22 protein-coding genes, 1 tRNA gene and 1 pseudogene are annotated in these 26,397 nt (G+C 70.3%); 15 read left to right on the top strand and 9 right to left on the bottom strand.

The features are described 5' to 3' along the window. The first annotated feature begins 40 nt into the window (after window positions 1–40). From ACIGXX_RS14135 to ACIGXX_RS14110, 6 genes are read left to right on the top strand one after another with little or no spacing between them, the layout of a single operon-like run. On the top strand, window positions 41–1,114 hold the full coding sequence (locus tag ACIGXX_RS14135) for a cytochrome P450 (protein WP_399975552.1): 1,074 nt from the start codon (window positions 41–43) through the stop codon (window positions 1,112–1,114). A 17-nt stretch (window positions 1,115–1,131) separates the two neighbouring features. Beyond that, window positions 1,132–2,412 carry an activator-dependent family glycosyltransferase gene (locus tag ACIGXX_RS14130; protein ID WP_366461908.1) on the top strand — a complete coding sequence of 427 codons (1,281 nt, stop codon included), beginning with the start codon at window positions 1,132–1,134 and terminating at the stop codon, window positions 2,410–2,412. Beyond that, entirely contained in the window at window positions 2,412–3,794 is a 1,383-nt protein-coding gene (locus tag ACIGXX_RS14125; RefSeq protein WP_351169058.1) for an NDP-hexose 2,3-dehydratase family protein, read from the top strand. Before ACIGXX_RS14130 ends, ACIGXX_RS14125 begins: the two co-directional genes overlap by 1 nt. A gap of 26 nt (window positions 3,795–3,820) precedes the next feature. After that, entirely contained in the window at window positions 3,821–4,798 is a 978-nt protein-coding gene (locus ACIGXX_RS14120; protein ID WP_351169061.1) for a thiamine pyrophosphate-dependent dehydrogenase E1 component subunit alpha, read from the top strand. A 32-nt stretch (window positions 4,799–4,830) separates the two neighbouring features. Beyond that, the gene (locus tag ACIGXX_RS14115) at window positions 4,831–5,868 is read left to right on the top strand and encodes a transketolase C-terminal domain-containing protein (protein WP_351169064.1); all 1,038 of its coding nucleotides are present in this window, start codon (window positions 4,831–4,833) and stop codon (window positions 5,866–5,868) included. A gap of 56 nt (window positions 5,869–5,924) precedes the next feature. Beyond that, complete coding sequence (locus tag ACIGXX_RS14110) at window positions 5,925–6,539, top strand: dTDP-4-dehydrorhamnose 3,5-epimerase family protein (protein WP_383815644.1); 615 nt, start codon at window positions 5,925–5,927, stop codon at window positions 6,537–6,539. A 107-nt stretch (window positions 6,540–6,646) separates the two neighbouring features. Here ACIGXX_RS14110 and fusA read toward each other — a convergent pair whose 3' ends face one another. Both fusA and ACIGXX_RS14100 read right to left on the bottom strand, forming a co-directional pair. Continuing rightward, entirely contained in the window at window positions 6,647–8,767 is a 2,121-nt protein-coding gene (gene fusA / locus ACIGXX_RS14105) for an elongation factor G (protein ID WP_351169070.1), read from the bottom strand. A gap of 65 nt (window positions 8,768–8,832) precedes the next feature. Further along, window positions 8,833–10,275, bottom strand: coding sequence for a DHA2 family efflux MFS transporter permease subunit (locus ACIGXX_RS14100; protein ID WP_351169073.1), 1,443 nt, complete (start codon window positions 10,273–10,275; stop codon window positions 8,833–8,835). Window positions 10,276–10,381: 106 nt separating this feature from the next. On the opposite strand from ACIGXX_RS14100, the gene ACIGXX_RS14095 reads away from it, so the two are divergent. Next, window positions 10,382–10,873: an FBP domain-containing protein gene (locus tag ACIGXX_RS14095; RefSeq protein WP_351169076.1), complete on the top strand. Its 492-nt coding sequence runs from the start codon at window positions 10,382–10,384 to the stop codon at window positions 10,871–10,873. On the opposite strand, the gene ACIGXX_RS14090 is transcribed toward ACIGXX_RS14095, so the two are convergent. Together ACIGXX_RS14090 and ACIGXX_RS14085 are read right to left on the bottom strand one after the other, a co-directional pair. Further along, window positions 10,870–11,472 carry a MarR family transcriptional regulator gene (locus tag ACIGXX_RS14090; RefSeq protein WP_366461906.1) on the bottom strand — a complete coding sequence of 201 codons (603 nt, stop codon included), beginning with the start codon at window positions 11,470–11,472 and terminating at the stop codon, window positions 10,870–10,872. The genes ACIGXX_RS14095 and ACIGXX_RS14090 overlap by 4 nt on opposite strands. Before the next feature lie 325 nt (window positions 11,473–11,797). Next, window positions 11,798–12,940: an acyl-CoA dehydrogenase family protein gene (locus ACIGXX_RS14085; protein WP_351169082.1), complete on the bottom strand. Its 1,143-nt coding sequence runs from the start codon at window positions 12,938–12,940 to the stop codon at window positions 11,798–11,800. 183 nt (window positions 12,941–13,123) lie between these two features. On the opposite strand from ACIGXX_RS14085, the gene ACIGXX_RS14080 reads away from it, so the two are divergent. Then, a complete protein-coding gene (locus tag ACIGXX_RS14080; RefSeq protein ID WP_399975543.1) occupies window positions 13,124–13,762 on the top strand; it encodes a TetR family transcriptional regulator in 639 nt (212 codons plus the stop codon). 19 nt (window positions 13,763–13,781) lie between these two features. On the opposite strand, the pseudogene ACIGXX_RS14075 reads toward ACIGXX_RS14080, so the two are convergent. The 3 genes and pseudogenes from ACIGXX_RS14075 to ACIGXX_RS14065 all read right to left on the bottom strand — a co-directional run. Then, window positions 13,782–14,381 (bottom strand): annotated as a pseudogene (locus tag ACIGXX_RS14075) (HAD family hydrolase); the annotation flags it as partial. Between the two features lie 114 nt (window positions 14,382–14,495). Further along, window positions 14,496–14,816 carry a LysR family transcriptional regulator gene (locus ACIGXX_RS14070; RefSeq protein ID WP_351169088.1) on the bottom strand — a complete coding sequence of 107 codons (321 nt, stop codon included), beginning with the start codon at window positions 14,814–14,816 and terminating at the stop codon, window positions 14,496–14,498. Between the two features lie 41 nt (window positions 14,817–14,857). Continuing rightward, window positions 14,858–15,844, bottom strand: a complete 987-nt coding sequence (locus tag ACIGXX_RS14065) for a ScbA/BarX family gamma-butyrolactone biosynthesis protein (protein WP_351169091.1) — start codon at window positions 15,842–15,844, stop codon at window positions 14,858–14,860. Between the two features lie 154 nt (window positions 15,845–15,998). Here ACIGXX_RS14065 and ACIGXX_RS14060 point away from each other — a divergent pair, with 154 nt between their 5' ends. Then, window positions 15,999–16,631 carry a ScbR family autoregulator-binding transcription factor gene (locus tag ACIGXX_RS14060; protein ID WP_351169094.1) on the top strand — a complete coding sequence of 211 codons (633 nt, stop codon included), beginning with the start codon at window positions 15,999–16,001 and terminating at the stop codon, window positions 16,629–16,631. Between the two features lie 221 nt (window positions 16,632–16,852). Here the strand turns inward: ACIGXX_RS14060 and ACIGXX_RS14055 are convergent. Then, window positions 16,853–16,939 (bottom strand) — tRNA-Leu (locus ACIGXX_RS14055). A 397-nt stretch (window positions 16,940–17,336) separates the two neighbouring features. Here ACIGXX_RS14055 and ACIGXX_RS14050 point away from each other — a divergent pair. From ACIGXX_RS14050 to pknB, 6 genes are all read left to right on the top strand, one after another. Further along, window positions 17,337–18,245: a DUF3662 and FHA domain-containing protein gene (locus ACIGXX_RS14050; RefSeq protein WP_351169097.1), complete on the top strand. Its 909-nt coding sequence runs from the start codon at window positions 17,337–17,339 to the stop codon at window positions 18,243–18,245. A gap of 10 nt (window positions 18,246–18,255) precedes the next feature. After that, on the top strand, window positions 18,256–18,783 hold the full coding sequence (locus tag ACIGXX_RS14045; RefSeq protein ID WP_351169100.1) for an FHA domain-containing protein: 528 nt from the start codon (window positions 18,256–18,258) through the stop codon (window positions 18,781–18,783). Window positions 18,784–18,903: 120 nt separating this feature from the next. Beyond that, window positions 18,904–20,451, top strand: coding sequence for a Stp1/IreP family PP2C-type Ser/Thr phosphatase (locus ACIGXX_RS14040; RefSeq protein WP_383815583.1), 1,548 nt, complete (start codon window positions 18,904–18,906; stop codon window positions 20,449–20,451). A 26-nt stretch (window positions 20,452–20,477) separates the two neighbouring features. Beyond that, window positions 20,478–21,905: an FtsW/RodA/SpoVE family cell cycle protein gene (locus ACIGXX_RS14035; RefSeq protein ID WP_351169106.1), complete on the top strand. Its 1,428-nt coding sequence runs from the start codon at window positions 20,478–20,480 to the stop codon at window positions 21,903–21,905. Further along, window positions 21,902–23,365, top strand: a complete 1,464-nt coding sequence (locus ACIGXX_RS14030; protein WP_351169109.1) for a penicillin-binding protein 2 — start codon at window positions 21,902–21,904, stop codon at window positions 23,363–23,365. The genes ACIGXX_RS14035 and ACIGXX_RS14030 overlap by 4 nt, the downstream gene beginning before the upstream one ends. A 168-nt stretch (window positions 23,366–23,533) precedes the next feature. Next, window positions 23,534–25,537, top strand: a complete 2,004-nt coding sequence (pknB, locus tag ACIGXX_RS14025; RefSeq protein ID WP_351169112.1) for a Stk1 family PASTA domain-containing Ser/Thr kinase — start codon at window positions 23,534–23,536, stop codon at window positions 25,535–25,537. A 79-nt stretch (window positions 25,538–25,616) separates the two neighbouring features. Here pknB and ACIGXX_RS14020 read toward each other — a convergent pair whose 3' ends face one another. Further along, the gene (locus ACIGXX_RS14020; RefSeq protein ID WP_351169115.1) at window positions 25,617–26,375 is read right to left on the bottom strand and encodes a class E sortase; all 759 of its coding nucleotides are present in this window, start codon (window positions 26,373–26,375) and stop codon (window positions 25,617–25,619) included. Window positions 26,376–26,397 lie beyond the last annotated feature (22 nt).

Below are 26,397 nucleotides of genomic sequence, written 5' to 3'. Positions count from 1 at the left end.
GTACCGCCCTCCACCACCCTGGACAGGAAGGATTCCCAACGTGTCACACACGGACCGAGGTCTGGGGCGTCGGCTGCAACTGCAGCAGGGCCTCATATGGCTGGCAGCCGCGCAGGGAGACACCTACGCGGCGCTGCTGCGGGGACTCGACATCGACCCCCGGGACCACTGGCGCGCCCTGCGCGCACAGCCGCTGTCCCGCAGCGCCACCGGCGACTGGGTCGCCGCGCGGCATCCGGTCGCGCAAGCCGCCCTGACGGCACCCGAGTTGCGCGGCCTGCCGCTGTTCGACGCCCACGACGACGCCTCCTGGCCCGACGCCGTGGCGGCCGCGGCCCGCCGCGCCGCGACGTCCTGGGAACACACCCTGGACCGGACGGCCTCCGACGGAGCCGACCTGGTCGCCGTCGCCCGCGACGCGGCCGTCGGCGCGCTGGCGCGGGCCTGCGGGCTCGACGAGGCCGCGGAACGCGCCCTGCACACCGCCGTCCTGCGGACCCGTGGCGCACTGGACGCCCCGTTCTATCCGCAGAGCCGGACCCGCACCCGGGAGATCGCCGACGGCCTGGCGGCCCTGCGGGCCCTGGTCCCCGCCGGGTTCGACATCGCCGTGGCCGGCATACCGATGGCGACGGACCTGGTGGCCGACGCCGTCACCCATGGCGCCGCGACCGGCGACGGCGCCCCCGAACTGTGGGACCGGCTGACGGCGGAGCCGGGCCACGCCGATCGGGTGGTGCGGGAGACCCTGCGCCTGGCCCCTCCCCTCCGGCTGCACGTCGCCGTCGCCGACGCCCCCTGCGAGCTCGGCGGGCAGCACATCGAGGCCGGTGAGCGCGTGGTGACGGTCCTGGGCGCCGCCCACCGGGACCCTGAGGTGTTCCCCGACCCCGACCGGTTCGACGCGGACCGTCCCCGGGAGCAGCAGGACGCCGTCCTCGTACCGGACACGGCCCGGTCGTCGGTGCTGCCGTTCGCGGTGGCCTGCGCCCGGGAAGGGCTGCGCGCCCTCGCCGCTCGTCGCCCCCGCCCGGTCGGCACCGAGCCGCTCGTCCGCCGCGCCGCCGCCCCGGTGTCCCCGTCGTTGGTCGCCCGCCCCATGGCCACGGTCTGAGCCAGGAAGAACACGACATGAAGATTCTGTTCGCCAGCATGCCCCACCCGACGCACTTCCAGCCGATGCTGCCGCTGGCCTGGGCGCTGCGCGCGGCCGGGCACGAGGTGCGCGTCACGGGGCACCCCGACCTGACGGAGACCACCACCGGCAGCGGCATGACCGCCGTGCCGGTCGGCGAGCCCGGCTGGTACCGCAACGACACCTACGAGCCCGAGCTGTACGGACAGTTGATGGGCAACGGCGCGTCCGACTTCCTCGGCACCTTCGACTGGCCGATGACCGACGCCGCGGCCTGGAGCTGGGAGGGGCTGCTCGGCCTGGAGAAGGTTCTCGTGTCCGCCCTGTACGCCGGGATCAACAACGACCCGGTGATCGACGAGATGGTCGCCTACGCCCGCCACTGGCAGCCCGACCTCGTCGTCTGGGAGCAGCTCACCGTCGCCGGCGCCGTGGCCGCCGAACTCATCGGCGTACCGCACGCCCGGTTCGTGTACGGCCTGGACTTCATCGGCCGGGCCCGCGAGGCGTTCCTGCGCCGCCACGACGAGCAGCCCCCGGCGCACCGCGAGGACCCCACCCGCGAGTGGCTGGAGGAGACCATGCACCGGCTCGGCGGCACGTGGACCGAGCGGCTGCGCACCGGCGATTTCACCATCGACACATCGGTGCCCGGCACCCGCCTGGACACCGCGGGCCCCGTCGAGAGCCTGCGGTACATCCCCTACAACGGGCCCTCCGTGGTGCCCGACTGGCTGCGCGAACCAGCCGGGCGCAGGCGGGTGTGCCTCACGCTGGGCCTCTCGAACGAGATCGAGAACACGACGACCACGGTCGGCGACATCCTCGCCGGTCTCGCCGGCCTGGACGTGGAGGTCGTCGCCACCCTGAGCGCCGACGACGCGGCCGGGATCGGCCGGCTCCCGGACAACGTCCGCCTGGTGGACTTCGTCCCGCTCCACGACCTGCTGCCCACCTGCGACGCCGTCGTGCACCACGGCGGCATCGGCTCCCGTCTCACCGCCGTCCACCACGGCGTGCCCCAACTGGTCCTGGGCCACGGCTACGACACCCTGATGATCGCCCGGCGGCAGGAGGAGCTGGAGGCGGGGCTCGCCCTGCCCGCCGACAGCGCGACCGCCGACACCGTCCGCGATCACGTCGCCCGGCTCCTGGACGAGCCCCGCTTCGCCGCGGGCGCCGCCAGGATGCGTGCCGAGCTGCTGGCCCAGCCCTCCCCCGCCGACCTGGTCGCGACGCTGGAACGCCTGGTGGGCGAGCGGGCGGAGGCGGCCTGATGACGGCGCTCTCCGACTACCACCGGTGGTTCGCCGCGTGCGCCGAACGGTCCTCCACCGAGGTGGAGCCCGTCCCGCTCGACGAGCTGACCGGCTGGCACCGCGAGCCGGGCACCGGCAACCTCGTGCACGAGAGCGGGCGCTTCTTCTCCGTCGGGGGAGTCGCGGTCGAGCGGCCCGGCGCCGCGGTCCCCGGCTGGAGCCAACCGGTCATCAACCAGCCCGAGACCGGCATCCTCGGCATCCTGACGTCCGAGTTCGACGGCGTCGCCCACTTCCTGATGCAGGCGAAGGTGGAGCCGGGCAACCACAACGGGCTCCAGCTGTCACCCACGGTGCAGGCCACCCGCAGCAACTACACCGGCGCCCACCGCGGGCGTCCGGTCCCCTATGTCGAGTACTTCCGCGACGCCGCACGGCACACGGTCATCGCCGACGTACGCCAGTCCGAGCAGGGCGCCTGGTTCTACCGCAAGCGCAACCGCAACATGATCGTCGAGGTCCGCGAACCCGTCCCGGTGCACGACGGTTTCCGCTGGCTGACGCTGAGTCAGATCCATGAACTGCTCGCCCTGGACGACATGGTGAACATGGACTCCCGCGCCGTGCTGTCCTGTCTGCCCTTCACCGGCCCCGGCGTCGCCCGCGCCGCGCCCCGGGAACCGGACGCGTTCCAGGCCGCGCTGCTCAGGTCCTGCGAGATCGGCGCCGACGGCGGCCGGCACACCACGGCCGAGATCCTGAACTGGATCACCGAGTCGCGCAGCACCACGGAACTCCTGGTCCACCGGGTGCCGTTGGACCAGGTCACCGGATGGCACGAGACGGACGGCCGGATCAGCCACGAGAGCGGGCTCTTCTTCGACGTGATGGGCGTACGGGTGCGCGCCAGGGGCCGCGAGGTCGACCGGTGGACCCAGCCCATGATCGCCGCCGAACGGACCGGTCTGATCGCGTTCCTGACCCGCCGGATCGACGGCGTCCTGCACGTCCTCGTGCAGGCCAAGGCCGAAGCGGGCCACAACGACGTCATCGAGCTGGCCCCGACGGTGCAGTGCACCCCGGACAACTACACCGTCCTGCCGGCCGAGGCCCGGCCTGCCTTCCTCGACGAGGTGCTCGCCGCCGACCCCCGGCGCATCCGGTTCGACACCGTCCTGTCCGAAGAGGGCGGGCGCTTCTACCGCACCCGCAACCGCTACCTGGTCGTCGAGACGGACGACAACGCCGACACCGACGGCCACGCCGCCGACGACCACCCCGACTTCCGCTGGGTGACCCTGCGGCAGCTGACGGACCTGCTGCGCCACAGCTACTACCTCAACGTGGAAGCCCGCAGCCTCGTCGCCTGCCTGCGGAGCCTGCTCACCGGGCCGCAGTGACGCAAACACACCGAAAGGACTTGAAGATGGTGTCTGCCCGCGCCCGGCTGATCCGGGACATGGTGCGCATCCGCACGGTGGAGGAGATCCTCGCCGACTACTACCGCGACGAGCAGGAGATGCGTACGCCCACGCACTTCTCCATCGGGCAGGAGGCGACCGCGGTGGGGGTGTGCTCGGCCACCACCACCGCGGACTGGCTCTACTCGGGGCACCGCTCGCACGCGCCCTACCTCGCCAAGGGCGGTGACCTCGAAGCGCTGGTGGCCGAGCTCTACGGCAAGGAGGACGGCTGCTCCCGCGGCCGTGGCGGCTCGATGCACGTGATGGACCAGTCGGTGGGCTTCGCGGGCTCGGCCGCCATCCTCGGCGAGATGATCTCCGTGGCCGTCGGCACCGGCTGGACGTTCGCCCGTACCGGTGAGAAGCGCGTCGCGCTCACCTTCTTCGGTGACGGCGCGGCCGACGAGGGCGTGTTCGCCGAATCCCTGAACTTCGCGGCGGTGCACCGGATTCCGGTGGTCTTCGTCTGTGAGAACAACCTGTACTCGATCTCCTCGCCGCTGGGTGTCCGGCATGCCGAGGGCACCTCGGTGCACGGGCGCGCCGAGGCCGCCGGAGTGCGGGCCCTGTCGGTCGACGGCAACGACGTGTTCGCCGTCGAGGCGGCCGCGCGGGACGCGGTGGAGCACGCCCGCCGCGGCGAGGGACCGGTCCTGCTCGAACTGGCGACGTACCGGTGGCGCGCCCACGTGGGGCCCGGTCTCGACCACGACCACGGCTACCGCTCCCAGGAGGAGATCGACTCCTGGATGGCGGGCTGCCCGATCCTGCGGGCCACGGACGCCCTGCGCGCGGACGAGCCCGACATCGACGCGGCCGTGTCCGCCTGGCGCACCGAGTTCCGCCAGGAGATCCACGCGGCGATCGACCGCGCCAAGGCGCTGCCGTTCCCGGACACCGCCCGTCTGCTCGACGGCGCGTATCTGCCCGCGACCCACTGACCACCGCACATCCCAGGGAAGAGAGACCGGATATGCGCACCCTGACCTACTGGCAGGCCATCAGCGAAGCCACCGTGCAGTGCATGGAACGCGATGAGCGGATCTTCGTCGCCGGCGAGGGCGTCGACGACGTGAGCGGCAGTTTCGGCACCACGAAGGAGGCCTTCGCCCGGTTCGGCCCCGGCCGGGTGGTCGACATGCCCAACGCGGAGAACGCCACGGCCGGCTTCGCCATCGGAGCCGCCGCCGCGGGACAGCGCCCCCTCGTGGTGCACGTCCGCGCGGACTTCATGTTCCTCGCCATGGACCCGATCGTGAACATGGCCGCCAAGTGGCGCTACACCTACGGCGGCGACAAGGGCGGCGTCCCGGTGGTGACCCGCGGTGTCGTCGGACGGGGCTGGGGGCAGGGTTCCACCCACTCCCAGAGCCCCCACGCGACGTTCGCGCACTACGCGGGGCTGCATGTGGCGACGCCCGCCACCCCGGCCGACGCCAAGGGCATGCTGGTGCAGGCCCTGACCGGTGACACCCCCGTCGTACTGATCGAGAACCGCAACCTCTACCAGCTCACCGGCGAGGTCCCCGAGGAGCCGATACCGACGCCGTTCGGCATCGGCCGCATCGCACGCGCGGGCAGCGATGTCACCGTCGTCGCGGCGTCGTTGATGGTGCACGAGGCGGAGCGCGCGGCCGAGCAGCTGGCCGAGCGCGGCATCAGCGTCGAGGTGGTGGACGTACGCAGTCTGCGTCCGCTGGACGAGGGCATCATCTGCGAGTCCGTCGCCAAGACCGGGCGGCTCGTCGTCGCCGACACCAGCTGGGCCCGGTACGGGTTCACCTCCGAGGTGGCCGCGGTGGTCGCCGAACACGTCCCGCACATGCTGCGCGCGCCGGTACGCCGCGTGTCGCTGCCGGACAGCCCGGCGCCCGTGTCGCGCCCGCTGGAGGAGGCCTTCCACCCCGGCGCGAGCAGCATCGTGTCCGCCTGCCTGGACGTGTGCGGCGAGCGGGAGGCCGTGCTGCCGCAGCTGGCCGATGTGTCCGCAGGGTTCCAGGGTCCGTTCTGAACGCGTTCGGTGTGCCGTCCCGGGGCGGCACACCGTCACTACATGAGGAGAAACCGGTGCAGGTACGCCAGTTGAAGATCGAAGGGGCCTACGAGTTCACCCCGCAGGTGTTCGGGGACGCGCGCGGCGTCTTCCTCTCGCCCTACCAGGAGGACGTGTTCACGAAGGCCGTGGGGCGCCCGCTCTACCCGGTGGTGCAGTCCAGCTACAGCGTCTCCAAGCGGGGCGTCGTGCGCGGCATCCACTTCACCGCGATTCCGCCCGGCATGGGGAAGTACGCCTACTGCACGCGCGGGAAGGCCGTCGACTACATCATCGACACCCGGGTGGGCTCCCCGACCTTCGGCATGTGGGACTCGGTGGAGCTCGATCCGCAGGACCGCCGGTCGGTGCACATCCCGATCGGGGTCGGGCACCTGTTCGTGGCCCTGGAGGACGACACCACCATCTCCTACCTGCTCTCCACCGGCTACGAACCCCAGCGGGAGCACGCCATCCACCCGCTGGACCCCGACATCGCCCTGCCCTACCCGCAGGGCCTGGACCTCGTCCTGTCGGACCGCGACCGCGCGGCCCCGACGCTGGCCGAGGCGAAGGAGCTCGGCATCCTCCCCGACTACGCGCAGAGCCTGCGCCTCGACGCGCGGTCGGGAGCGGTGCGCGGCGGCTGAGGGCCAAGACGCACGAACGCCGTGGCGGGAGGCTCCCTGTGAAGGGCCTCCCGCCACGGCGTTCGGTGTCTGTGCCGGGGCGGGCCGTCCGGGGTCCGTCCGGGCCGCTATTCGCCCTTGGTCTTCGCGATGATCTCCTCGGCGACGCTCCGGGGGACCTCGGCGTAGGAGTCGAACTGCATCGAGTAGTTCGCCCGGCCCGAGGTCTTGCTGCGGAGGTCCCCGACGTAGCCGAACATCTCCGACAACGGCACCAGACCGGTGACGAGCTTGACGCCGTGGCGGTCCTCCATGGACTGGATCTGACCGCGGCGGGAGTTGATGTCCCCGATGACATCGCCCATGTACTCCTCGGGCGTCGTCACCTCGACCTTCATCATCGGTTCGAGCAGGGCGGGGGAGGCCAGGCGCGCGGCCTCCTTGAAGGCCATCGAACCGGCGATCTTGAAGGCCATCTCGGAGGAGTCGACCTCGTGGTAGGCGCCGTCCAGGAGGACCACCCGGACACCCGTGAGGGGGTAACCGGCGAGCACGCCGAAGTCCATGGCCTCCTGGCAGCCGGCGTCCACGGACGGGATGTACTCGCGCGGGACACGGCCGCCGCTGACCTTGTTCTCGAACTCGTAGCCGTCGCCGTCGAGGGGTTCGAGTGCGATCTGCACCTTCGCGAACTGGCCGGAGCCGCCCGTCTGCTTCTTGTGCGTGAAGTCGTGCTTCGGGACGGTCCTGCGCAGCGTCTCGCGATAGGCGACCTGCGGCTTGCCGACGTTCGCCTCGACCTTGAACTCGCGCTTCATGCGGTCGACGAGGATGTCGAGGTGGAGTTCGCCCATCCCGGCGATGATGGTCTGCCCGGTCTCCTCGTCGGTCTTGACGCGGAAGGACGGGTCCTCCTCGGCCAGGCGCTGGATGGCGACGCCCAGCTTCTCCTGGTCGCCCTTGGACTTGGGCTCGATCGCCACCTCGATGACCGGGGCCGGGAAGTCCATGGACTCCAGGATGACCGGGCTCTTGTCGTCGCACAGCGTCTCGCCGGTGGTGGTCTGCTTCAGGCCCATGACGGCGACGATGTCACCGGCGCCCACCGAGTCGATCTCCGTGCGCTTGTTGGCGTGCATCCGGTAGATCTTGCCGATGCGTTCCCGCTTGCCCTTGACGGAGTTGAGCACCGCGGTGCCGGCGTCCAGGCGGCCGGAGTAGACCCGGATGAAGGTGAGCTTGCCCAGGTGCGGGTCGCTGGCGATCTTGAACGCGAGCGCCGCGAGCGGCTCGTCGTCGGCGGGCCTGCGCAGCACGACCTCCTCGGGGTCGTTCACCGCGTGGCCCTCGATGGCCTCGACGTCCAGGGGGGACGGGAGATAGCGCACGACCGCGTCGAGCAGGGGCTGGACGCCCTTGTTCTTGAACGCGGTGCCGCAGAACACCGGGGTGACCGTGGTGTCCGAGGACTTGCCCGACGCGATGGTGATGCGCCGGATCGCGGCGTACAGCTGCTCCACCGAGGGGTCCTGGCCCTCCAGGTACAGCTCCATGAGCTCTTCGTCGTTCTCCGCGACGGCCTCGAGCAGCTTGCCGCGCCACTCGGCGGCGGCCTCGGTGTGCGTGGCGGGGATCTCGACGGTGTCGTAGGCCTCGCCCTTGGCGGCATCGGCCGACCAGACGTACGCCTTCATCGTCACCAGGTCGACGACGCCCTTGAAGTCGGCCTCCGCCCCGATGGGCAGCTGCATGACCAGCGGGGTCGCGCCGAGCCTGTCGGTGATCATGGTGACGCAGCGGTGGAACTCCGCCCCGGTGCGGTCCAGCTTGTTGACGAAGCAGATCCGCGGCACGCCGTAGCGGTCCGCCTGGCGCCAGACGGTCTCGGACTGCGGCTCGACACCGGCGACGCCGTCGAACACGGTCACGGCGCCGTCGAGCACCCGGAGGTTGCGCTCGACCTCGACGGTGAAGTCGACGTGGCCGGGGGTGTCGATGATGTTGATCGTGTGGTCGACGTCCTCCAGCGGCCAGTGGCAGGTCGTCGCGGCGGACGTGATCGTGATGCCGCGCTCCTGCTCCTGCTCCATCCAGTCCATGGTGGCGGCACCGTCGTGGACCTCGCCGATCTTGTACGAGACACCGGTGTAGTACAGGATCCGCTCGGTGGTCGTCGTCTTGCCCGCGTCGATGTGGGCCATGATCCCGATGTTGCGGACCTTGGCCAGGCCAAGCGAAGTGATAGCCATGACTGAGTACTTTCCTGGACGGAGGGGTGGGGCGGGTTCCGCGGGCTCGGGCCCGCGGGGCCTGCTCAGGCCTGCTTGGGGGCGCCCGACGGGAGGAACAGCGCGGGAATCGCGGTGACGACCACGAAGGCGAGGGCCCACCAGAACACGGGGCCGAAGTCCGCCGCCGTGCCGTCGGCCGAGTAGACGTAGTGCTGCAGGAGCAGCGCGACGACGGTGGTGCCCACGGCACCGCCGAGCTGCTGCGAGACCGCGTTGGCCGTGGTCGCGGCCGGCACGCTGGTGACCGGGAGCGAGTGGTAGAGCGTGACCATGATGGGCGCAGCCGCCAGCGCCAGGCCGATGCCCTGGGCGAACAGGGCGCCGAGCAGCAGGGCGTTCACCTCCGCGGTGTCGGCCATGGCGAAGGTCGTGAGGCCCACCGCGACCAGGAGGAGCCCGACGAGGACCAGGGCCCGGGGGTTGCTCTTGGTGTCGATGACCCGGCTGACGAGCAGCACCGCGGCCGCCGTTCCCACACCCTGCGCCACCATGATCGCTCCGGCGCCCAGCGGGCCCTTGCCGCCGGCCTGCTGGAAGAACAGCGGAACCAGCACCACGACTCCGTACAGACCGAAGTTGTTGAGCAGGGTGATGGAGGTCGAGGCCGTGAACATCCGGTCGCGGAAGAGCGAGAAGTCCACGACGCCAGGGGTCTGGGCGCGGGCGGCCCGCACTCCGTGCACCGCGAGCAGGACCGCGCCCGCCGCGACCGGCAGGAGTACCGGCGTGCTGGTCAGCGACGTGCCCTTGGCCAGGTTGCTGAAGCCGAGGATGACCGCGGCCAGACCACCGCCCATGGTGAGCAGTCCGACGAGATCGAGGCGCCCGGGCGCCTGCCCCTTGGAGTTCGGCAGGAGCCGCGCGGACAGGACGATCACCGCGAGGATGATCGGCACGTTCAGGAAGAACGCCCACCGCCAGGAGAACTCCTGGATGAGCGTGCCGCCGAGCACGGGGCCGAGCACCGGCGCGACCAGGAGCGGGACGGCCATCATCGTCATCATCCGGCCCATCTGGGCCCGGCCCGCGACCTCGACCACGATGATCCGCATCAGTGGGAAGAGCATGCTGGCGCCGAAGCCCTGGAGCGCCCGGAAGGCGATGAGGCTGCCCAGCGACCAGGCGGCACCGGCCAGCACCGAGCCCAGCAGGAAGACGGAGAGCGAGGCGGTCCAGGTGGCCGCCGCGCCGAAGCGCTGAGCCGCCCATCCGGTCGCCGGGATGACCGACGACATCGCGAGGAGATACGCGGTGGACGCCCACTGCGCGTCCGCGAGGCCGGCGTCGAAGTACTCGGTGAACGAGTGCATGGCGACGCCGACGATCGTGGTGTCCAGCAGGGCGACGAACGCGCCCAGGGCCAGGACGAGAGCCACGACGACCGGTGAGCGCTCCACTGGCGGAGCGGCCGCCGCTTCCGCCGGCGCCTCCTCCTGGGCGCTCGTGGTGCTGATCTCCTCGGACATGAACTCTTCCTTTCCTGTACAGCGTCGGGGCGGTGATGCCTGGGCTCTAACCTAGACCCCCTTGGGCTTTGCCTAATATACACAGGCATTGCTAGGGTCCGGGATCATGAAGGAATTGACCGACCCGCAGATCCGCGCATCGTTCGTCAACTGCACGAAGGGCGAGGCCAGTCGGCTCACGGTGCCGCGGGATCTTCCCGAACTGCCCTGGGACGACCTGGACTTCCTCGGCTGGCGTGACCCGGGCGCGCCGCAGCGCAGCTACATCGTGGCCGAGCACGAAGGCCGACTGGTGGGCTTCGCGCTCCTGTTGGCGCCGCGCAGCGGCAACGCGTACCACCGCGCCATGTGCTCCATCTGCCTGACCACCCACCCCGCGAGCGGGGTGACGCTGATGACCGCCCGCAAGGCACGCGAGAGCGGCAACAACGAGGACACGGTGGGCGAGTACATCTGCAGCAATCTGGCCTGCTCCCTGTACGTGCGGGGCAAGAAGCGGGCCCAGCCCGGGGGCCGCCTCCAGGAGTCCCTCACCGTGGAGGAGAAGGTCGAGCGCATGCGGACGAAGCTCGCCGACTTCCTGAACAAGCTGTTCTAGCGGCCCTGCGGGGCGCCCGGGGCTCCGCGCAGGACGTCCAGCGTCTGGGCAAGCGCCATCCGGTAGGCGGGCACCGCGGCCTCGTACAGGTCGCGTCCCCGCTCGGTTATCCGGCCGTGCACCGTGCGCCGGTCGCCCGTACTGGGCATGCGCACGGCCAGCTCGTCCCGGACCAGGCGGTCCACGACCCGGGACGTCGACGAGGGGCTGAGACGGATCTCCTGGGCGAGTTCCGCGATACGCAACTGCCCGGGGTGCAGAGCGAGTTGCTCCAGGGCGAGATACGTCGACGGGGACAGCCCGAGGCGGGCGAGCTCACGCGTCAGCGCCCGCTCGAAGTGACAGCGCAGTTCCTCCATGCGCTGCCACCAGGTGAGCTCCCCCTCGGACGCCTCGCGTCTGGCGCGACGGGAGCCGGGCAGGACGGACGCCTCCGGCAGGGCCGGCGCGCCTCCCCTGCCGCTTCCCTCGCCACAGGCCGGGGCGGCGAGCGCGACCCGAGGGGCAGGACGGCGGGAATGGCCGCCGCCCTGATCGCCCGGGTGGACCGGGCGGTGCGCGGCGAATGTGGTGGTCGGTTCGGGATATGCCGTCGTCACTGAGGATCACCCAATCTCGGTCGATGCCAGGTGGGGGGCGGCGCCTGCAACGAGAGAATCATTCCTTCGAGAAGGTTTCAAATTGGATCAGGGATCCCGATAACAGGTGTCCCGAGCGCCCGACAGCCTGCGCCGACACGGCCCCCGTCCCTGCCCCTGGCCCTCCCTTGCCCCTGCCCCTGTCCCTGGCCCTCCCTTGCCCCTGCCCCTGCCCCAACGCGAACGGCCCCCGGCAATGCCGGGGGCCGTTCTTCGGAAGGGTGCGGGCCGTGCGGTGGGCGGGCTCACCGCACGGCCCGTGACCCCACCACGTCGGCGCAGCGCGTCAGCGCAGGTCCGCCCCGGCCGCCGCCCACCGGCCGTAGGCCGCCGCGGCGGGCGCCAGCCGCAGGGCGCCGTGCCCCGCGAGGGCGTGCACATCGCGCCAGAACCTCTGCAGCGGCTCCCCGTCGGCCTGGGCGCGTGCGCCGCCGCTGCGGATGAGCCGCTCCACGGCACCGACCAGCATCTCCACGGCGACCGCCGCGTCACGCATGTTCAGGGCCACCGGCAGGTCGTCCAGCGGCGCCCGGTCGGCCCGTTCGGCCGCGCGCCGCAGCAGCAGATGCGCCGCGTCGACCTCGGCGGAGGAGACGGCCAGGGTCTGCTGCGCGACGGCGTCGTCGTCGAGGAGGCGGCCACCGCCCGCCGTGGCGCGCCCCGCGGCCAGCGCGGTCCAGGCGCGCAGGGCGCCGCGCGCCGCGCCGAGCGCGGGCGCCGCGAACATCAGAGACGCGACCAGGGTGTACGGGATGCGGTGGCAGCGCGCGGCGTCCTCCTCGTCGCGCCCCGCGGCCAGCGCGTCGCGCAGGACGGTGCGGTGCTCGGGCACGAAAGCGGCGTCGACCGTGACGCTGTGACTCCCGGTGCCCCGCAGGCCGCTGTTGTGCCAGGTGTCGTGGATCAGGAAGTCGGCGCGCGGCACGGCGAGTATCCGCTGACCACCACCGCCGCCGAGGTCCGGCGCGGCGAGCAGGATCCAGCGGGCGTGGTCGACCCCGCTCGCGAGGTTCCACCGCCCGGTCAGCAGATAGCCGCCGGGCGCCGCGGCGAGCTCCCCGGCAGGCGGCACCACGGCGGCCGCGACGGGCGTGTCCGCGCCGGTCTCCCACAGGTCGGCCTGGCCCTGGCGGGGGAGATGCGCGGCGAGTCTGCCGTGGGCGGCCTGCAGCGCGGCCCACCAGGCGGCGGAGGTACACCCTTCTCCCACCTCGGCGACCGCCTCCAGGAGTTCGGCGAACGTGCCGGTGGAACCGCCGAATTCGGCGGGCACGAAGTGGCGCGCGAAGCCTGCCCGGACCAGGGCGTCGGCCACGGCCGGGTGCAGGGTGCGCGCCTGCTCCGACTCCGTCGCGTACCGGGCTCCCAGAGCGGCGGCGTCATGGGCACGGACGGCGCGCGTCGCCGCGGCCTGCGTGGTGGTGGGCATCAACTTGTCCCCTTCTTGCGGCGTCTCGGGGCATCTCGCGGCTGCACGCAGCTGGATTGTCCGAATACGAAGCTGTTTACGATCGGAATTACGGGATTGACTTGCCCTCCAGCGCCCCTACAGGAAAAGATTCCGTTGCGTAGGAATTTTTGGAGAGCGACGGTGCCGGCTGGGGGCCTGACCATGGGGAAGCAGGACAGGGCGCGGCGTACGCACGCGCTGGTCCTCGACGCGGCCGCCGTGGAGTTCGCCGCACAGGGGTTCGCCGCCACCAACTTGCAGGTGGTCGCCCGGCGTACCGGCCTCACCAAAGGTGCGCTCTACGGACACTTCGACTCCAAGGCCGAACTGGCCGCCGAGCTGACCCGGCAGTTCGAGGAGCGCTGGCAGGCGCTGCTCAACGCGGCCCAGGCCTCGGGGGCGCAGCCCCTGCGGGTGCTCGACCTGCTCCTGACCCAGCTCACCGACCACGCGCAGCACGACACGCGGTTCCGCGCGGGCCTGCGTCTGGTGACCGAGAAGGCTTGGGCCGAGGGCACGAACACCGTGCAGGTGGAGCAGTTGCGGACCCTGCTGCTGCACCTGGTGGCGGGCGCGCAGGAAAGCGGCGGGATCGACCCGGGCCACCGGCCCGAGGTGCTCAGCCAGCTGTTCCTGGCCGTACTCCTCGGGCAGACCCACACGGTTCCCGCCGGGCCGCCGGAACAGGACGGCCGGCAGACACATCACCTGTGGAAGACGTTGCTGCCCGCCATGCGCCACCCGGCGGCCGGACCGGCCCGGCAAGCAGCCCCCATCCCTCGCTCCCCGCAAGGGAGTTGAGCACCGGGTCGTCGCCGACCACCACCGGGTGACCGACGGCCCGCAGCAGATCCACGTCGCTGGCGTGATCGCCGTAGGCGTGGCAGTCGCGTGGGGACGCCCGGTGACCGCTCATCGTCCGCCGGGCGAGCTCCGCCTTCCGCGGACCGATCACCGGGGTGCCGACGTTCCCGGTCAGGACCCCGTCGTGTTCCTCGGCGGTGGTGCACAGGACCACGTCGGCCCGCAGCTCCTCGGCTATCGGCGCCAGGCACGGCAGGAACGACCCGGAGACCAGCGCGACGAGGGCTCCGTCGCGGCGGTGGCCTCGCAGGGCGTCCACGGCAGGCTGGTGGAAGAGGCCTCCCCCCGCCTGTTCGGCCGCGAACCAGGCACGCCCCGCCCGGTTCAGCTCGGCGACCGGGACTCCCCGGAAGTGGCGGTAGAAGGAGCGGTTGAGCCGGCTGCGCGGCACACCCGCCGCCTGGTCACGGAGGTGCTCGTCGCGGGCGCGCAGGAAGCGGGCCCGGTCCTCGCCCGCCCGGTCCCAGTGGAAGGCGAGGAAGCGGGAGAGGCTCGTGACGTTGATGAGCGTCTCGTCCACATCGAAGAATGCGACGGCCGGCGGAACGGCGTTCATGAAGTCCTTGCCACCGCCCGCGAGCGGGCGGCATCGAGTCAGGAGAGAACGAACGGAAACGAACGGAAGCAGACGGAAGGGAGCGAAGGACGGCGCGGCGGCGACGCCCTGCCCCTACAGCGGGTGGGCGTGCGCATGGTGGACCGGACGCCGGACCAGGTCGCCGCGGCGGCCGACCGCGCCGCGGACCTCCCGGCCCGTCGTGTCGACCGCCTGGAGGATCTGGTCCACCCGGCCCTGCAGCACCGCGCCCGCCGGTGTCAGCTCGATCGGGCAGCGCCCGCGACGCAGGAACAGCACGGCGTCGAGGGAGGACTCCAGACTCTTGATCTGGCCGGTGACGGTGGACTGGGCGCAGTGCAGGTTCCTGGCCGCCCGGGTGAAGCTCAACTCCCGTGCCACTTCACGGAAGACACGCAGCTGCTGAAGTTCCATCGCTCGTCCCCTCGGGGTGCGCGCTCGGTTCCGGATGCCGGTCAACAGGCCGGCACGACGCGGTGCGGCCGGTACACGGAAGTCGCGCGGGCGAGGGTGCGTTCGCCCTGGACCGCAGCCAGCCGGATCAGCCGGTCGGCCGGGGCGTCCGCGAGCCCTTCGTGCGCCTGGACCGTGACGGGCGCGTCCAGTTCGCCGAAGCAGTCGAAGCTGACCTCGCACGCCGTCATCAGATGGGACCGCGGGTCGCCGGACTGACGCAGCAGCTGGTGCCCCGCCTGCCGGAAGGCCTCGACGAGGGCCATGCCGGGCACGTGATCGCTGGCGTGCTCGAAGTACCCGGGGTGCTTCGTGTCCAGGTGCATGCCGTACGTCCCCGGTCCCTCGCTGCTCAACAGGACGTTCTCCGGGCGGACCTGCCCCACCTCGGCGGCCGGGAGCAGCGTCCGGGACCACGGCGGCTGCGGACCGCCGGCCGGGGCGCTGCGGTAGCGAAGGGTGCTGTAGAGCTCGTCGCCCACCGACAGGAGCCGCACCGAAGCCCGGCCGCAGTGCAGGCCGTTGACCTTGAGCGCGGTCTCGAAGCGGGCGCCGAAGCGCTTGGTGGACTGGTTGGTGTCGGGCGTGAACCGCCCGTCGAGCACGACCCGCAGCGGGGCACCGCCCACGCGCAGCGGGGCCGGATCCTGGATCTGGAAGTCGAGGTCGCAGAAGATGAAACGGTGGGCCAGCGGCACCTCGTGGAAGCGGTGCGCGGTGTAGATGGCGGCCTGGCGCACGGTCTCGACCAGCAGCACCGGATCACTGAACCCCGCCGCGTCCGGCTCGTACAGCGCGTGGCTGCGCGGCCACTGGGCAGCGATGAGGACCCGCTCCGAATCCTCCATCCTGCAACCGTCCGTCAGGAAGACCTCGGTCACGGCCGCACGGTGGACCAGGGTGCGCGGCACCGTCTGGTCGTACGTGAGGAGATGGCGTACCGGCTTTGCGTCCTCGGTACATATTTCCGGAAACGTGCTGATCGACATAGGTGAACCCCCCCGGCCCAGTCCCAGAATGTGGGACTACCAATCGGCTAGCGGAAGGAAAATATACCTTCTCGAATGTATATTACAAGGCACGTACAACCGCAGCTCACTCGTCGGGATCCCGGAGTGCTGACCCAGGAAGGGGACGGAGCCGGTGCGGAACACGAACAGTTCGGGCGCGACCCAGCAAGCCACCAGCCAGCCCAAACAGGAGCGCTCACGACGCACGAAGGCCCAGATCCTGCGGGTCGCGGCGGAGATCTTCGCGGAGCAGGGGTATCCGACCGTCACCCTGCAGGCCGTCGCCGAACGCGCCTCGATGACGAAGGGTGCCGTCTACTTCCACTACGCCAACAAGCAGGCGCTGGCCGTCGCCGTCATGGAAGGGCACTACGCGCACTGGCCGCCCCTCGTCGAGCAGGTGGAGGCCATGGAACTGCCGCCGCTCCAGACCCTGCTGACGATCCTGGACCGCACCGCCGAGGCCTTCCACACCGACAGCATCGTCCAGGCCGGCGCCCGGCTGCAGATCGAACGCTCGTTGATCGGCACCGACCTGCCCCAGCCGTACGTCGGGTGGTCCAAGCTGCTCGTCGGGTTCATCGCCGCGGCGAAGGAGGCCGGACAGCTGCGTCCCGAGACCGACCCGCAGGCCCTGGCCCGGGTCGTCGTCGCGTCCTTCTTCGGCGTGCAGCACATCTCGGACGTCCTCACGGGCCGCGCCGACTTCATGGAGCGCTACGCCGAGATGCGCGACGCCCTCTTCAAGGGGTTCACCGTCACCTGAACCGACCGCGGACCACGTGAACCGTCGGGTCCCGCCACCAGCTCTGAGGCGTTCCTCACACCGACGCGACACCCCTGCCACCGCCGACGGCGCCGAGCCGTCGGCGGTCGGCTTCCGCCCGCGACTCCGCCCGCCCCGTCAACGTCCGGCCCGCAGTCCGCCCCCAACGCGAGAAGCGGGCCCCCACCAGGACTTCCGTCCTGGTGGAGACCCGCTCCACATGGTGCGCGAGGGGGGAGTTGAACCCCCACGCCCTTTCGGGCACTGGAACCTGAATCCAGCGCGTCTGCCTATTCCGCCACCCGCGCATGGGTGTTGTCTTGGGTCTCTCACTGCTTGGTGCGAGCGCCTTCCGACATCCAGAAGATTAGCACGCTGCCGGGGGTGGATTCACATCCGTATTCGGGGGCACCTGCCCGAGTGATGCGTAGAGATCCGGAGGGATCCGGGACCCGGGCGACCGACTTGCGCCGTACCCGGCGAAGCTCCGCGGCCGGGTGCGGGACACTGGTTTGAGGCCCCCTCTACGATCCCTGGTAGAGGAGCCCGAGAGGAGTCCGGAAGGATCCCGGAACCCTGGTGCGGGCATGCCTTGTGAGAGGCGACACTCATCGACTGGGCGGACAGGGGGAACCAGCCGATTTCCCGGCGCGTGGATACGATCAGTAAGCAGTACCAGGATGACTACGACGGAGGAGGTGCCCCATGGGAGTCATGAAGAAGTTCGAGCAGCGACTCGAAGGTCTCGTCAACGGCACCTTCGCCAAGGTGTTCAAGTCCGAGGTCCAGCCCGTCGAGATCGCCGGCGCCCTGCAGCGCGAGTGCGACAACAACGCGACGATCTGGAACCGCGAGCGGACCGTCGTCCCCAATGACTTCATCGTGGAGCTCAGCGCGCCCGACTTCGAGCGTCTGAGCCCCTACTCGGGACAGCTCGGCGACGAGCTCTCCGGGATGGTGCGCGAGTACGCCAAGCAGCAGCGGTACAGCTTCATGGGCCCCATCAAGGTCCACCTGGAGAAGGCCGAGGACCTCGACACGGGTCTGTACCGAGTGCGCAGTCGCACGCTCGCGTCCAGCACCTCGCAGAGCTCCGAGCGCGCTCCTGCCGGTCCCCCCGGGGTCGGCCCTTCCGGGGGCCCCACGAACGCCGGCCAGAGCCCCGCGAGACCGCCCGCGGGCGGCCAGGGCGGCGGCTACGGCTACCCGCCTCCTCAGCCCTCCGGCGCTCCCCCCATGCCCGCCGCGCCGCCCCCGGGCGGTCGCCCGGGCGGGCCCGCTCCGGTACCGAGCCGCCCCCAGGGGCCCGGCGCCGGGCCTCTTCCGGGTGCGCAGGTGCGGCGCTGGATCGAGATCAACGGCAATCGCCATCAGATCTCCCGCCCGACGCTGGTGCTGGGACGCAGCACCGACGCCGATGTGCGGATCGACGACCCCGGCGTATCGCGCCGGCACTGTGAGATCCGGACCGGAACGCCCTCGACGATCCAGGATCTCGGGTCTACCAACGGCATCGTGGTAGACGGGCAGCACACCACCCGCGCTACGCTCCGCGACGGCTCGCGGATCGTCGTGGGCCAAACCACCATCGTTTACCGGCAAGCCGAAGGGTGAAGCGGGGGCAATGTCAGAGCTGACCCTGACGGTCATGCGGCTGGGTTTCCTAGCCGTTCTGTGGCTGTTCGTGATCGTGGCCGTCCAGGTCATCCGAAGCGACCTGTTTGGAACACGTGTCACGCAGCGCGGTTCGCGCCGCGAGAACGCGCGACCGCAGCAGGCCGCACGCCAGCAACAGCAGGCGGCGGCCGCACCACCTCCCCAGCGCCAGCAGCAGGGCGGCGGGCGGCAGCGCCGCGGCGCCCCCAGCAAGCTGGTCGTGTCCGAAGGAATCCTGGCGGGCACGACGGTCGCCCTGCAGGGTCAGACGATCACGCTGGGCCGAGCGCACGATTCGACGATCGTGCTGGACGACGACTACGCGTCCAGCAGGCATGCCAGGATCTACCCGGACCGTGACGGCCAGTGGATCGTCGAGGATCTCGGGTCCACCAACGGCACGTATCTCGACCGGACCCGACTCACCACCCCGACGCCCGTTCCGCTGGGCGCGCCGATCCGCATCGGCAAGACCGTCATCGAGCTGCGGAAGTAGTACGACAATGAGCGAGCGGAGCGAGCGAGCCGACGCGGTCCACACACTGGACGCCAGCGCGCTCCCGACCGGAGGGTGGGCACCGTGCGGATGTACCCGGAGCCGACGGGCGAGGTGCGCATGAGTCTGTCTTTGCGCTTCGCCGCCGGATCGCACAAAGGCATGATCCGGGAGGGGAACGAGGACTCCGGTTACGCCGGTCCGCGTCTCCTCGCGATCGCCGACGGCATGGGGGGCCAGGCCGCGGGTGAGGTGGCGAGCTCCGAGGTGATCTCGACGCTCGTCACCCTCGACGACGACGTGCCGGGGTCGGACATCCTCACGTCGCTCGGCACCGCCGTGCAGCGCGCCAACGACCAGCTGCGGCTGATGGTCGAGGAGGACCCCCAGCTCGAGGGCATGGGGACGACCCTGACCGCCCTGCTGTGGACGGGACAGCGGCTGGGCCTCGTCCATGTCGGCGACTCGCGCGCCTATCTCCTTCGGGACGGCGTCCTCACGCAGATCACCCAGGACCACACCTGGGTGCAGCGGCTGGTCGACGAGGGCCGGATCACCGAGGAGGAGGCCACCACCCACCCGCAGCGCTCCTTGCTGATGCGCGCGCTGGGCAGTGGTGAGCACGTCGAGCCGGACCTCTCCATCCGCGAAGTCCGCGCCGGCGACCGCTACTTGATCTGCTCGGACGGTCTCTCCGGCGTCGTCTCGCACCAGACGATGGAAGACACCCTCGCGAGCTACCAGGGCCCCCAGGAGACCGTGCAGGAGCTCATCCAGCTCGCGCTGCGCGGCGGCGGCCCCGACAACATCACGGTGATCGTCGCCGACGTCCTGGACATCGACAGCGGCGACACCCTCGCGGGCCAGCTCTCCGACACCCCCGTGGTCGTCGGCGCGGTCGCCGAGAACCAGCTCCAGGCGCAGGACGACGGCGCCATGCAGACCCCCGCGGGCCGCGCGTCCGGCCTCGGCCGTCCCGTCCCCCCGCAGCCCTCCGGAGGCGGCTTCGGGCCGCCCGGGAGCGGCGACACGGCGGGATACGTCCCCGAGGGGAGCTTCGGCGCGTACAGCGACGAGGACTTCGTGAAGCCCGGCGGCGGCCGCAAGTGGCTCAAGAGATCGCTCTACACCGTGCTCGCCCTGGCGGTCGTCGGCGGCGGCCTGTACGGCGGCTACCGCTGGACCCAGACCCAGTACTACGTCGGCACGAACGACACGAACGTCGCCCTGTACCGCGGCATCGACCAGGATCTGGCGTGGGTCAGCCTGTCGAAGGTCGAGGAGAACTACCCGAAGATCGAACTCAAGTACCTGCCGCCGTACCAGCGCAAGCAGGTCGAGGCGACCATCGCCGAGGGCAACCTCGACGACGCCAAGAGCAAGATCGAGGAGCTGGGTCTGCAGGCCTCGGCCTGCGAGAAGGACGCCAAGCGCCGCGAGGCCGAGCGGGAGAACGCCAAGCCGGGCGAGGGCGAGGCGGGCGGCACCACCGGTCTGGCCGCCAAGGCGCCCACCGACGATCCGACCGACCCGGCGGACACGAACGACAAGAACGACAAGAACAGCTCGACCGACAAGAACAAGTCCAAGACCGCACCGACTCCCACACCCGGCCCCAGTCTCTCCGAGGACGAGGAGAAGCTGGTCCCGCTGTGCGGTAAGCAGTAAGCAGCCGTTGGGGGCCTTTGCACGCCATGAGCAGTAGCACTACACACACGTCGACCATCGGCGCGATCGGGGCGCCGAGCAGGCGCAACACCGAGCTCGCGCTTCTTGCGTTCGCCGTCGTCATCCCGCTGTTCGCCTACATCAACGTGGGCCTCGCGATCGACGGCAGGCTGCCGTCCGGCATGCTCGGCTACGGCTGCGGGCTCGGACTCCTTGCATCCGTCGGTCACATCGTGGTGCGCAGGTACGCGCCCTACGCGGACCCCCTGCTGCTGCCGATCGCGACGCTGCTCAACGGCCTCGGTCTGGTGGTCATCTGGCGCCTGGACCAGTCGGAGAAGCTGCAGGGTCTCGCCAAGGCGGCGACCGGCTCCTTCAGCCCGTCCGCGCCCAAGCAGCTGATGTACTCCGCGATCGGCATCGCGCTCCTGGTGGCCGTGCTGCTCGTGCTGAAGGACCACCGCGTCCTGCAGCGCTACACGTACATCTCCATGGTCGCGTCCCTGGTCCTGCTGCTGCTGCCGCTCGTGCCGGGGCTCGGCATGGATGTCTTCGGCGCCAAGATCTGGATCAGCGTCGGCGGATTCTCCATCCAGCCCGGTGAGTTCGCGAAGATCGTCATCGCGATCTTCTTCGCGGGCTATCTGATGGTGAAGCGCGACGCGCTCGCCCTGGCGAGCCGCCGCTTCATGGGCATGTACCTGCCGCGTGGCCGTGACCTGGGCCCGATCATCGTCGTCTGGGCGATGTCGATCCTCATCCTGGTCTTCGAGACCGACCTCGGTACGTCGCTGCTGTTCTTCGGCATGTTCGTCGTGATGCTGTACGTCGCCACGGAGCGCACCAGCTGGATCGTGTTCGGTCTGGTGATGTCATCGGCCGGCGCGGTGGGTGTGGCCACGTTCGAGCCGCACGTGCAGGAGCGTGTGGACGCCTGGCTGAACCCGTTCTCGGACGCCGTCATCGCCTCCACGGGCAGCGACCAGATCGCCCAGTCCCTGATGGCGTTCGGCTCCGGCGGTGTGCTCGGCACCGGCCTCGGTCAGGGTCACTCCGACCTGATCGGCTTCGCCGCCAACTCCGACTTCATCCTCGCCACCTTCGGCGAGGAGCTCGGCCTGGCCGGTGTCATGGCCATCCTGCTCATGTACGCACTGATCGTGGAACGCGGCGTGCGCACCGCCCTCGCGGCCCGTGACCCGTTCGGCAAGCTCCTGGCGATCGGCCTGTCCGGCGCCTTCGGCATCCAGGTGTTCGTCGTCGCGGGCGGCGTCATGGGCCTGATCCCGCTGACCGGTATGACCATGCCGTTCATCGCGAACGGCGGTTCCTCGGTGATCGCCAACTGGGCGCTGATCGGAATCCTCATCCGCATCAGCGACACCGCGCGCCGCCCGGCGCCCGCCCCCGCCCCGAACCCCGACGCCGAAATGACCCAGGTGGTCCGACCGTGAACAAGCCCCTGCGCCGGATCGCGATCTTCTGCGGGCTCCTCATCCTCGCCCTGCTCGCCCGGGACAACTGGCTCCAGTACGTGCAGGCCGACACCCTCGCCGAGCACACGAAGAACCGCCGTGTCTCCATCGAGCGGTACGCCCAGCCGCGCGGCGACATCATCGTCGACGGCAAGGCCATCACCGGCTCCAAGGAAGCCGGCGGCGGCGACTACAAGTACCAGCGGACGTACAAGAACGGGCCCATGTGGTCCCCCGTCACCGGCTTCGCCTCGCAGCGCATCGGCGCCACGCAGATCGAGAGCCTCGAGGACGGCATCCTCACCGGCAACGACGACCGGCTCTTCTTCACCCGCAGCCTGGACATGATCACGGGCAAGAAGAAGGAGGGCGGCAACGCCGTCACGACCCTCAACGCCGCCGCGCAGAAGGCCGCGTACGACGGTCTCAAGGGCCGCGGCAAGGGCGCGGTCGCCGCGCTCGACCCGTCGACCGGCGCGATCCTGGCGCTGGCCTCCGCTCCTTCGTACGACCCCTCGACCTTCGCGGGCAACACGGACAAGGAAGCCGAGCAGTTCGGGAAGCTGGACAAGGACAAAGACCAGCCGATGCTCAACCGCGCCCTGCGCGAGACGTACCCGCCCGGCTCCACCTTCAAGGCGGTCACGGCGGCTGCGGCCCTTGAGCACGATCTGTACACCGACATCGACTCGCCCACCAAGTCGCCGCTGCCGTGGACGATGCCCGACACCCAGACCCCGCTGCCGAACGAGGGCAACATCCCCTGCAAGAACGCCTCGCTGCGCGAGGCGCTGCGGGTGTCCTGCAACACGGTCTTCGGCAAGATCGGCTCGGACCTCGGCAAGGACAAGATGCTCGAGACGGCCGAGAAGTTCGGCTTCAACGAAGAGCAGTTCGTGCCGGTCCGTTCGAACGCCTCCGTCTTCCCCGAGAAGATGGACCGGCCGCAGACCGCGCTCTCCTCCATCGGCCAGTTCGAGACGGCCGCGACGCCGCTGCAGATGGCCATGGTCGCCTCGGCCATCGCCAATGACGGCAAGCTGATGGAGCCGTACATGGTCAGCGAGCTGCAGGCGCCGAACCTGGACGTGATCGAGAAGCACGCGCCCAAGGAGATGAGCCGGCCGCTCTCCGAGGAGAACGCGCAGAAGCTCCAGGACATGATGCAGACGGTCGTCAACGACGGCACCGGCACGAACGCCAAGATCCCCGGCGTGACGGTCGGCGGCAAGACCGGTACCGCCCAGCACGGCGTCGACAACAGCGAAAACCCCTACGCCTGGTTCATCAGCTACGCCAAGACCGACTCCGGTTCGCCGGTGGCCGTCGCCGTGGTCGTCGAGGACAGCAAGGCCGGCCGCGACGACATCTCCGGTGGTGGTCTGGCCGCCCCCATCGCCAAGGACGTGATGCAGGCGGTGCTCGACAGCAAGAAGTGACCCCCGTCACGGCCCCTTCACATCAGTGCACGTTGCGATACCGGTCCTGTATCGGGTGACGGTGGTGGCCGGGTCACGTAAGGCGAGCCGGGTACGGTATGCCCGGACAGCACACCGCCGGACCACACAAGGGTGCGGTCGGGACTGACGGAGAGGGCTGGATTAGCTATGGAAGAGCCGCGTCGCCTCGGCGGGCGGTACGAGCTGGGCCAGGTGCTCGGCCGAGGCGGGATGGCGGAGGTCTACCTCGCGCACGACACCCGCCTCGGACGCACCGTGGCGGTGAAGACGCTGCGGGTCGACCTCGCGCGTGATCCGTCGTTCCAGGCCCGGTTCCGCCGTGAGGCCCAGTCGGCCGCCTCGCTCAACCACCCTGCGATCGTCGCGGTCTACGACACCGGCGAGGACTACGTGGACGGGGTCTCCATCCCGTACATCGTGATGGAGTACGTCGACGGGTCCACCCTGCGTGAGCTGCTGCACTCGGGGCGCAAGCTGCTGCCCGAGCGCGCCATGGAGATGACCATCGGGATCCTCCAGGCCCTGGAGTACTCCCACCGCAACGGCATCGTCCACCGCGACATCAAGCCCGCGAACGTCATGCTGACGCGCAACGGCCAGGTCAAGGTCATGGACTTCGGCATCGCCCGCGCCATGGGCGACTCCGGGATGACGATGACGCAGACCGCGGCGGTCATCGGCACCGCGCAGTACCTCTCGCCGGAGCAGGCCAAGGGCGAGCAGGTGGACGCGCGAAGCGACCTCTACTCGACCGGCTGCCTGCTCTACGAGCTCCTGACGGTGCGGCCACCCTTCGTGGGCGACTCCCCGGTCGCGGTCGCCTACCAGCACGTACGGGAGGAGCCCCAGGCCCCGAGCGTCTTCGACGGCGAGATCACGCCGGAGATGGACGCCATCGTCCTGAAGGCCCTCACCAAGGACCCGGACTACCGCTACCAGTCGGCCGACGAGATGCGCGCCGACATCGAGGCCTGCCTGGACGGCCAGCCCGTCCAGGCCACCGCTGCCATGGGCGCGGTCGGCTACGGCGGCCACCCGGACGACCAGCAGACGGCGATGCTGCGCCCGCAGAACGGCGGCGCCCAGACGTCGATGATGCCGCCGGTCGGCCCGGACGACGGGTACGACGACCACTCACGGCGCCGCCAGAAGAAGAGCAACACTTCTACGGTGCTGCTGATCCTGGCGGGACTCCTCGTCCTGGTGGGCGCGATCCTGATCGGGAAGTGGGCGTTCACCGGGGGCGGTGGCGACGACACGATCAAGGCACCCGACTTCGTCGGCGAGAAGCTCGCGGACGCGAAGGAGTCGGCCAAGAACGTCGACCTCGTACTGGACGCCTCCGAGCGCAAGCCGTGCGAGAAGTACCCCAAGGGCGAGATCTGCGACCAGGACCCGGGCGCGAACGCCACGGTCAAAAAGGGCGACACGATCTCGGTGACCGTTTCGACGGGGGCGCCGAAGGTGGCTGTGCCGAGCGTCATCGGCCTGGACATCGACGAAGCCACGGAAAAGCTCGAAGCGGACAAGTACCAGTTGAGGGTCAAGCCCAACCCGGTGGAGTCCCCTGAGACTCCGGGCGAGGTCCTCGAACAGGATCCGACCTCGGGTACCGAGGTGCAGAAGGGCAGCACCATCACCCTTGACGTCGCCAAGGAGGCCGCCAAGTCCACGGTCCCCGACGTCACCGGCAAGACCTGCGCCGAGGCCAAGGCTCAGCTGCAGAGCAACGACCTCACCGGTACGTGCGAGGAAGAAGAGAGCGACTCGGTCGATCCCGGCAAGGTCATCTCCCAGAGCCTGCCCCCGCAGAGCCAGGCCGACCCCGGCTCCACGGTCACGCTGAAGGTCGCCAAGGCCGCCGAGAAGACCACCGTTCCGGCGCTCGCGGGCCAGAAGCTCAAGGACGCCCGCAAGGCCATCGAGGACGCCGGTCTGACGGTCGGCACCATCACGGGCCCGCAGGAGGACGACGCTCTCGTGGTCCTCTCCGACCCGCCCGCCAATCAGGAGGTCGCACCCGACACCGCGATCAACCTGACGACCGCCGGCGGCGGTGGCGGCGGCGACAACGGTGGCGGCAACGGCGGGGACGACGGCGGAGGCTTCCTCGGAGGCAGCGCCGGGTTCTCCCGCCACAACGAGGACTAGCCCCCTCGGCAGTACATGAGAGGAGCCCCGGACCCGCCTGCTCGGCGGTGTCCGGGGCTCCTCTCGTGTCCGGGGGGGCTCAGTCCAGCTCCGCCGGCGGCGTCCGCTTGTTGTCGACCTTTTCGATGCGCTCCAGCTCGCCCCACACCACGTAGCGGTAGTTGGACGTGTAGACCGGCGTGCACGTCGTCAGGGTGATGTAGCGGCCGGGCTTCTTCGCGCCTGATTCCTTCGGGACCGGGTTGAGGACGTTCACGTTGTACTTCGAGGTCTCGGGGAGCGTCGAGTACACCTTGTACACGTACCACTTGTCCCGGGACTCGAAGACGATCGCGTCGCCCTTCTTGATCTTGTCGATCTTGTGGAACTTCGCGCCGTGCCCGTCGCGGTGCGCGGCCAGCGTGAAATTGCCTTCCTTGTCCTGCGGGAGCGCCGACTTGATCGGGTCCGTGTAGTAGCCCGCGACACCGTGGTTGAGTTCCTTGGTGCCGGTGCCCTTGGTGACGAGGATGTCGCCGTTGCCCATCGCGGGCACGTGCAGGAAGCCGATGCCGTCCTTGGTGTTCAGGTTCCCCGGGCCGCCCGCCCAGCGGTCGCGCACCTTGTCGCCCTGCTTGTGCGCCTCGCGGTCCGCGACGACGTTGGTCCACCACAGGGAGTAGACGACGAAGAGACCGAGCACCAGGCCCGCGGTGATGAGGAGTTCGCCGAAGACGCTGACCGCCGTGGCGATGGGTCCGCGTCCCCGCGGCCGCGGTGCGCGCACGGGTGCGGGTGCCTCGGTCCGCTCCTCGGTCCGCTCCTCGTCGTGGTCGGCGTGGTCGGTCGTCGCTGCCACTGGATCTGCCCCGTTCTCACCG

It is taken from the genome of Streptomyces sp. NPDC055243 (assembly GCF_044544025.1).
GTDB lineage: Bacteria > Actinomycetota > Actinomycetes > Streptomycetales > Streptomycetaceae > Streptomyces.
The sequence above is the reverse complement of the archived record's forward strand: the minus strand, read 5'-3'. Positions and strand labels throughout refer to the sequence as shown.

Coding starts and splice junctions, on each gene's coding strand:
- ACIGXX_RS14085 (WP_351169082.1), bottom strand. CDS start 12,940: ATGCCCACCACCACGCAGGCCGCGGCGACGCGCGCCGTCCGTGCCCAT.
- ACIGXX_RS14040 (WP_383815583.1), top strand. CDS start 18,904: ATGAGTCTGTCTTTGCGCTTCGCCGCCGGATCGCACAAAGGCATGATC.
- fusA (WP_351169070.1), bottom strand. CDS start 8,767: ATGGCTATCACTTCGCTTGGCCTGGCCAAGGTCCGCAACATCGGGATC.
- ACIGXX_RS14115 (WP_351169064.1), top strand. CDS start 4,831: ATGCGCACCCTGACCTACTGGCAGGCCATCAGCGAAGCCACCGTGCAG.
- ACIGXX_RS14120 (WP_351169061.1), top strand. CDS start 3,821: ATGGTGTCTGCCCGCGCCCGGCTGATCCGGGACATGGTGCGCATCCGC.
- ACIGXX_RS14070 (WP_351169088.1), bottom strand. CDS start 14,816: ATGGAACTTCAGCAGCTGCGTGTCTTCCGTGAAGTGGCACGGGAGTTG.
- ACIGXX_RS14065 (WP_351169091.1), bottom strand. CDS start 15,844: ATGTCGATCAGCACGTTTCCGGAAATATGTACCGAGGACGCAAAGCCG.
- ACIGXX_RS14050 (WP_351169097.1), top strand. CDS start 17,337: ATGGGAGTCATGAAGAAGTTCGAGCAGCGACTCGAAGGTCTCGTCAAC.
- ACIGXX_RS14080 (WP_399975543.1), top strand. CDS start 13,124: ATGGGGAAGCAGGACAGGGCGCGGCGTACGCACGCGCTGGTCCTCGAC.
- ACIGXX_RS14045 (WP_351169100.1), top strand. CDS start 18,256: ATGTCAGAGCTGACCCTGACGGTCATGCGGCTGGGTTTCCTAGCCGTT.
- ACIGXX_RS14130 (WP_366461908.1), top strand. CDS start 1,132: ATGAAGATTCTGTTCGCCAGCATGCCCCACCCGACGCACTTCCAGCCG.
- pknB (WP_351169112.1), top strand. CDS start 23,534: ATGGAAGAGCCGCGTCGCCTCGGCGGGCGGTACGAGCTGGGCCAGGTG.
- ACIGXX_RS14100 (WP_351169073.1), bottom strand. CDS start 10,275: ATGTCCGAGGAGATCAGCACCACGAGCGCCCAGGAGGAGGCGCCGGCG.
- ACIGXX_RS14035 (WP_351169106.1), top strand. CDS start 20,478: ATGAGCAGTAGCACTACACACACGTCGACCATCGGCGCGATCGGGGCG.
- ACIGXX_RS14095 (WP_351169076.1), top strand. CDS start 10,382: ATGAAGGAATTGACCGACCCGCAGATCCGCGCATCGTTCGTCAACTGC.
- ACIGXX_RS14125 (WP_351169058.1), top strand. CDS start 2,412: ATGACGGCGCTCTCCGACTACCACCGGTGGTTCGCCGCGTGCGCCGAA.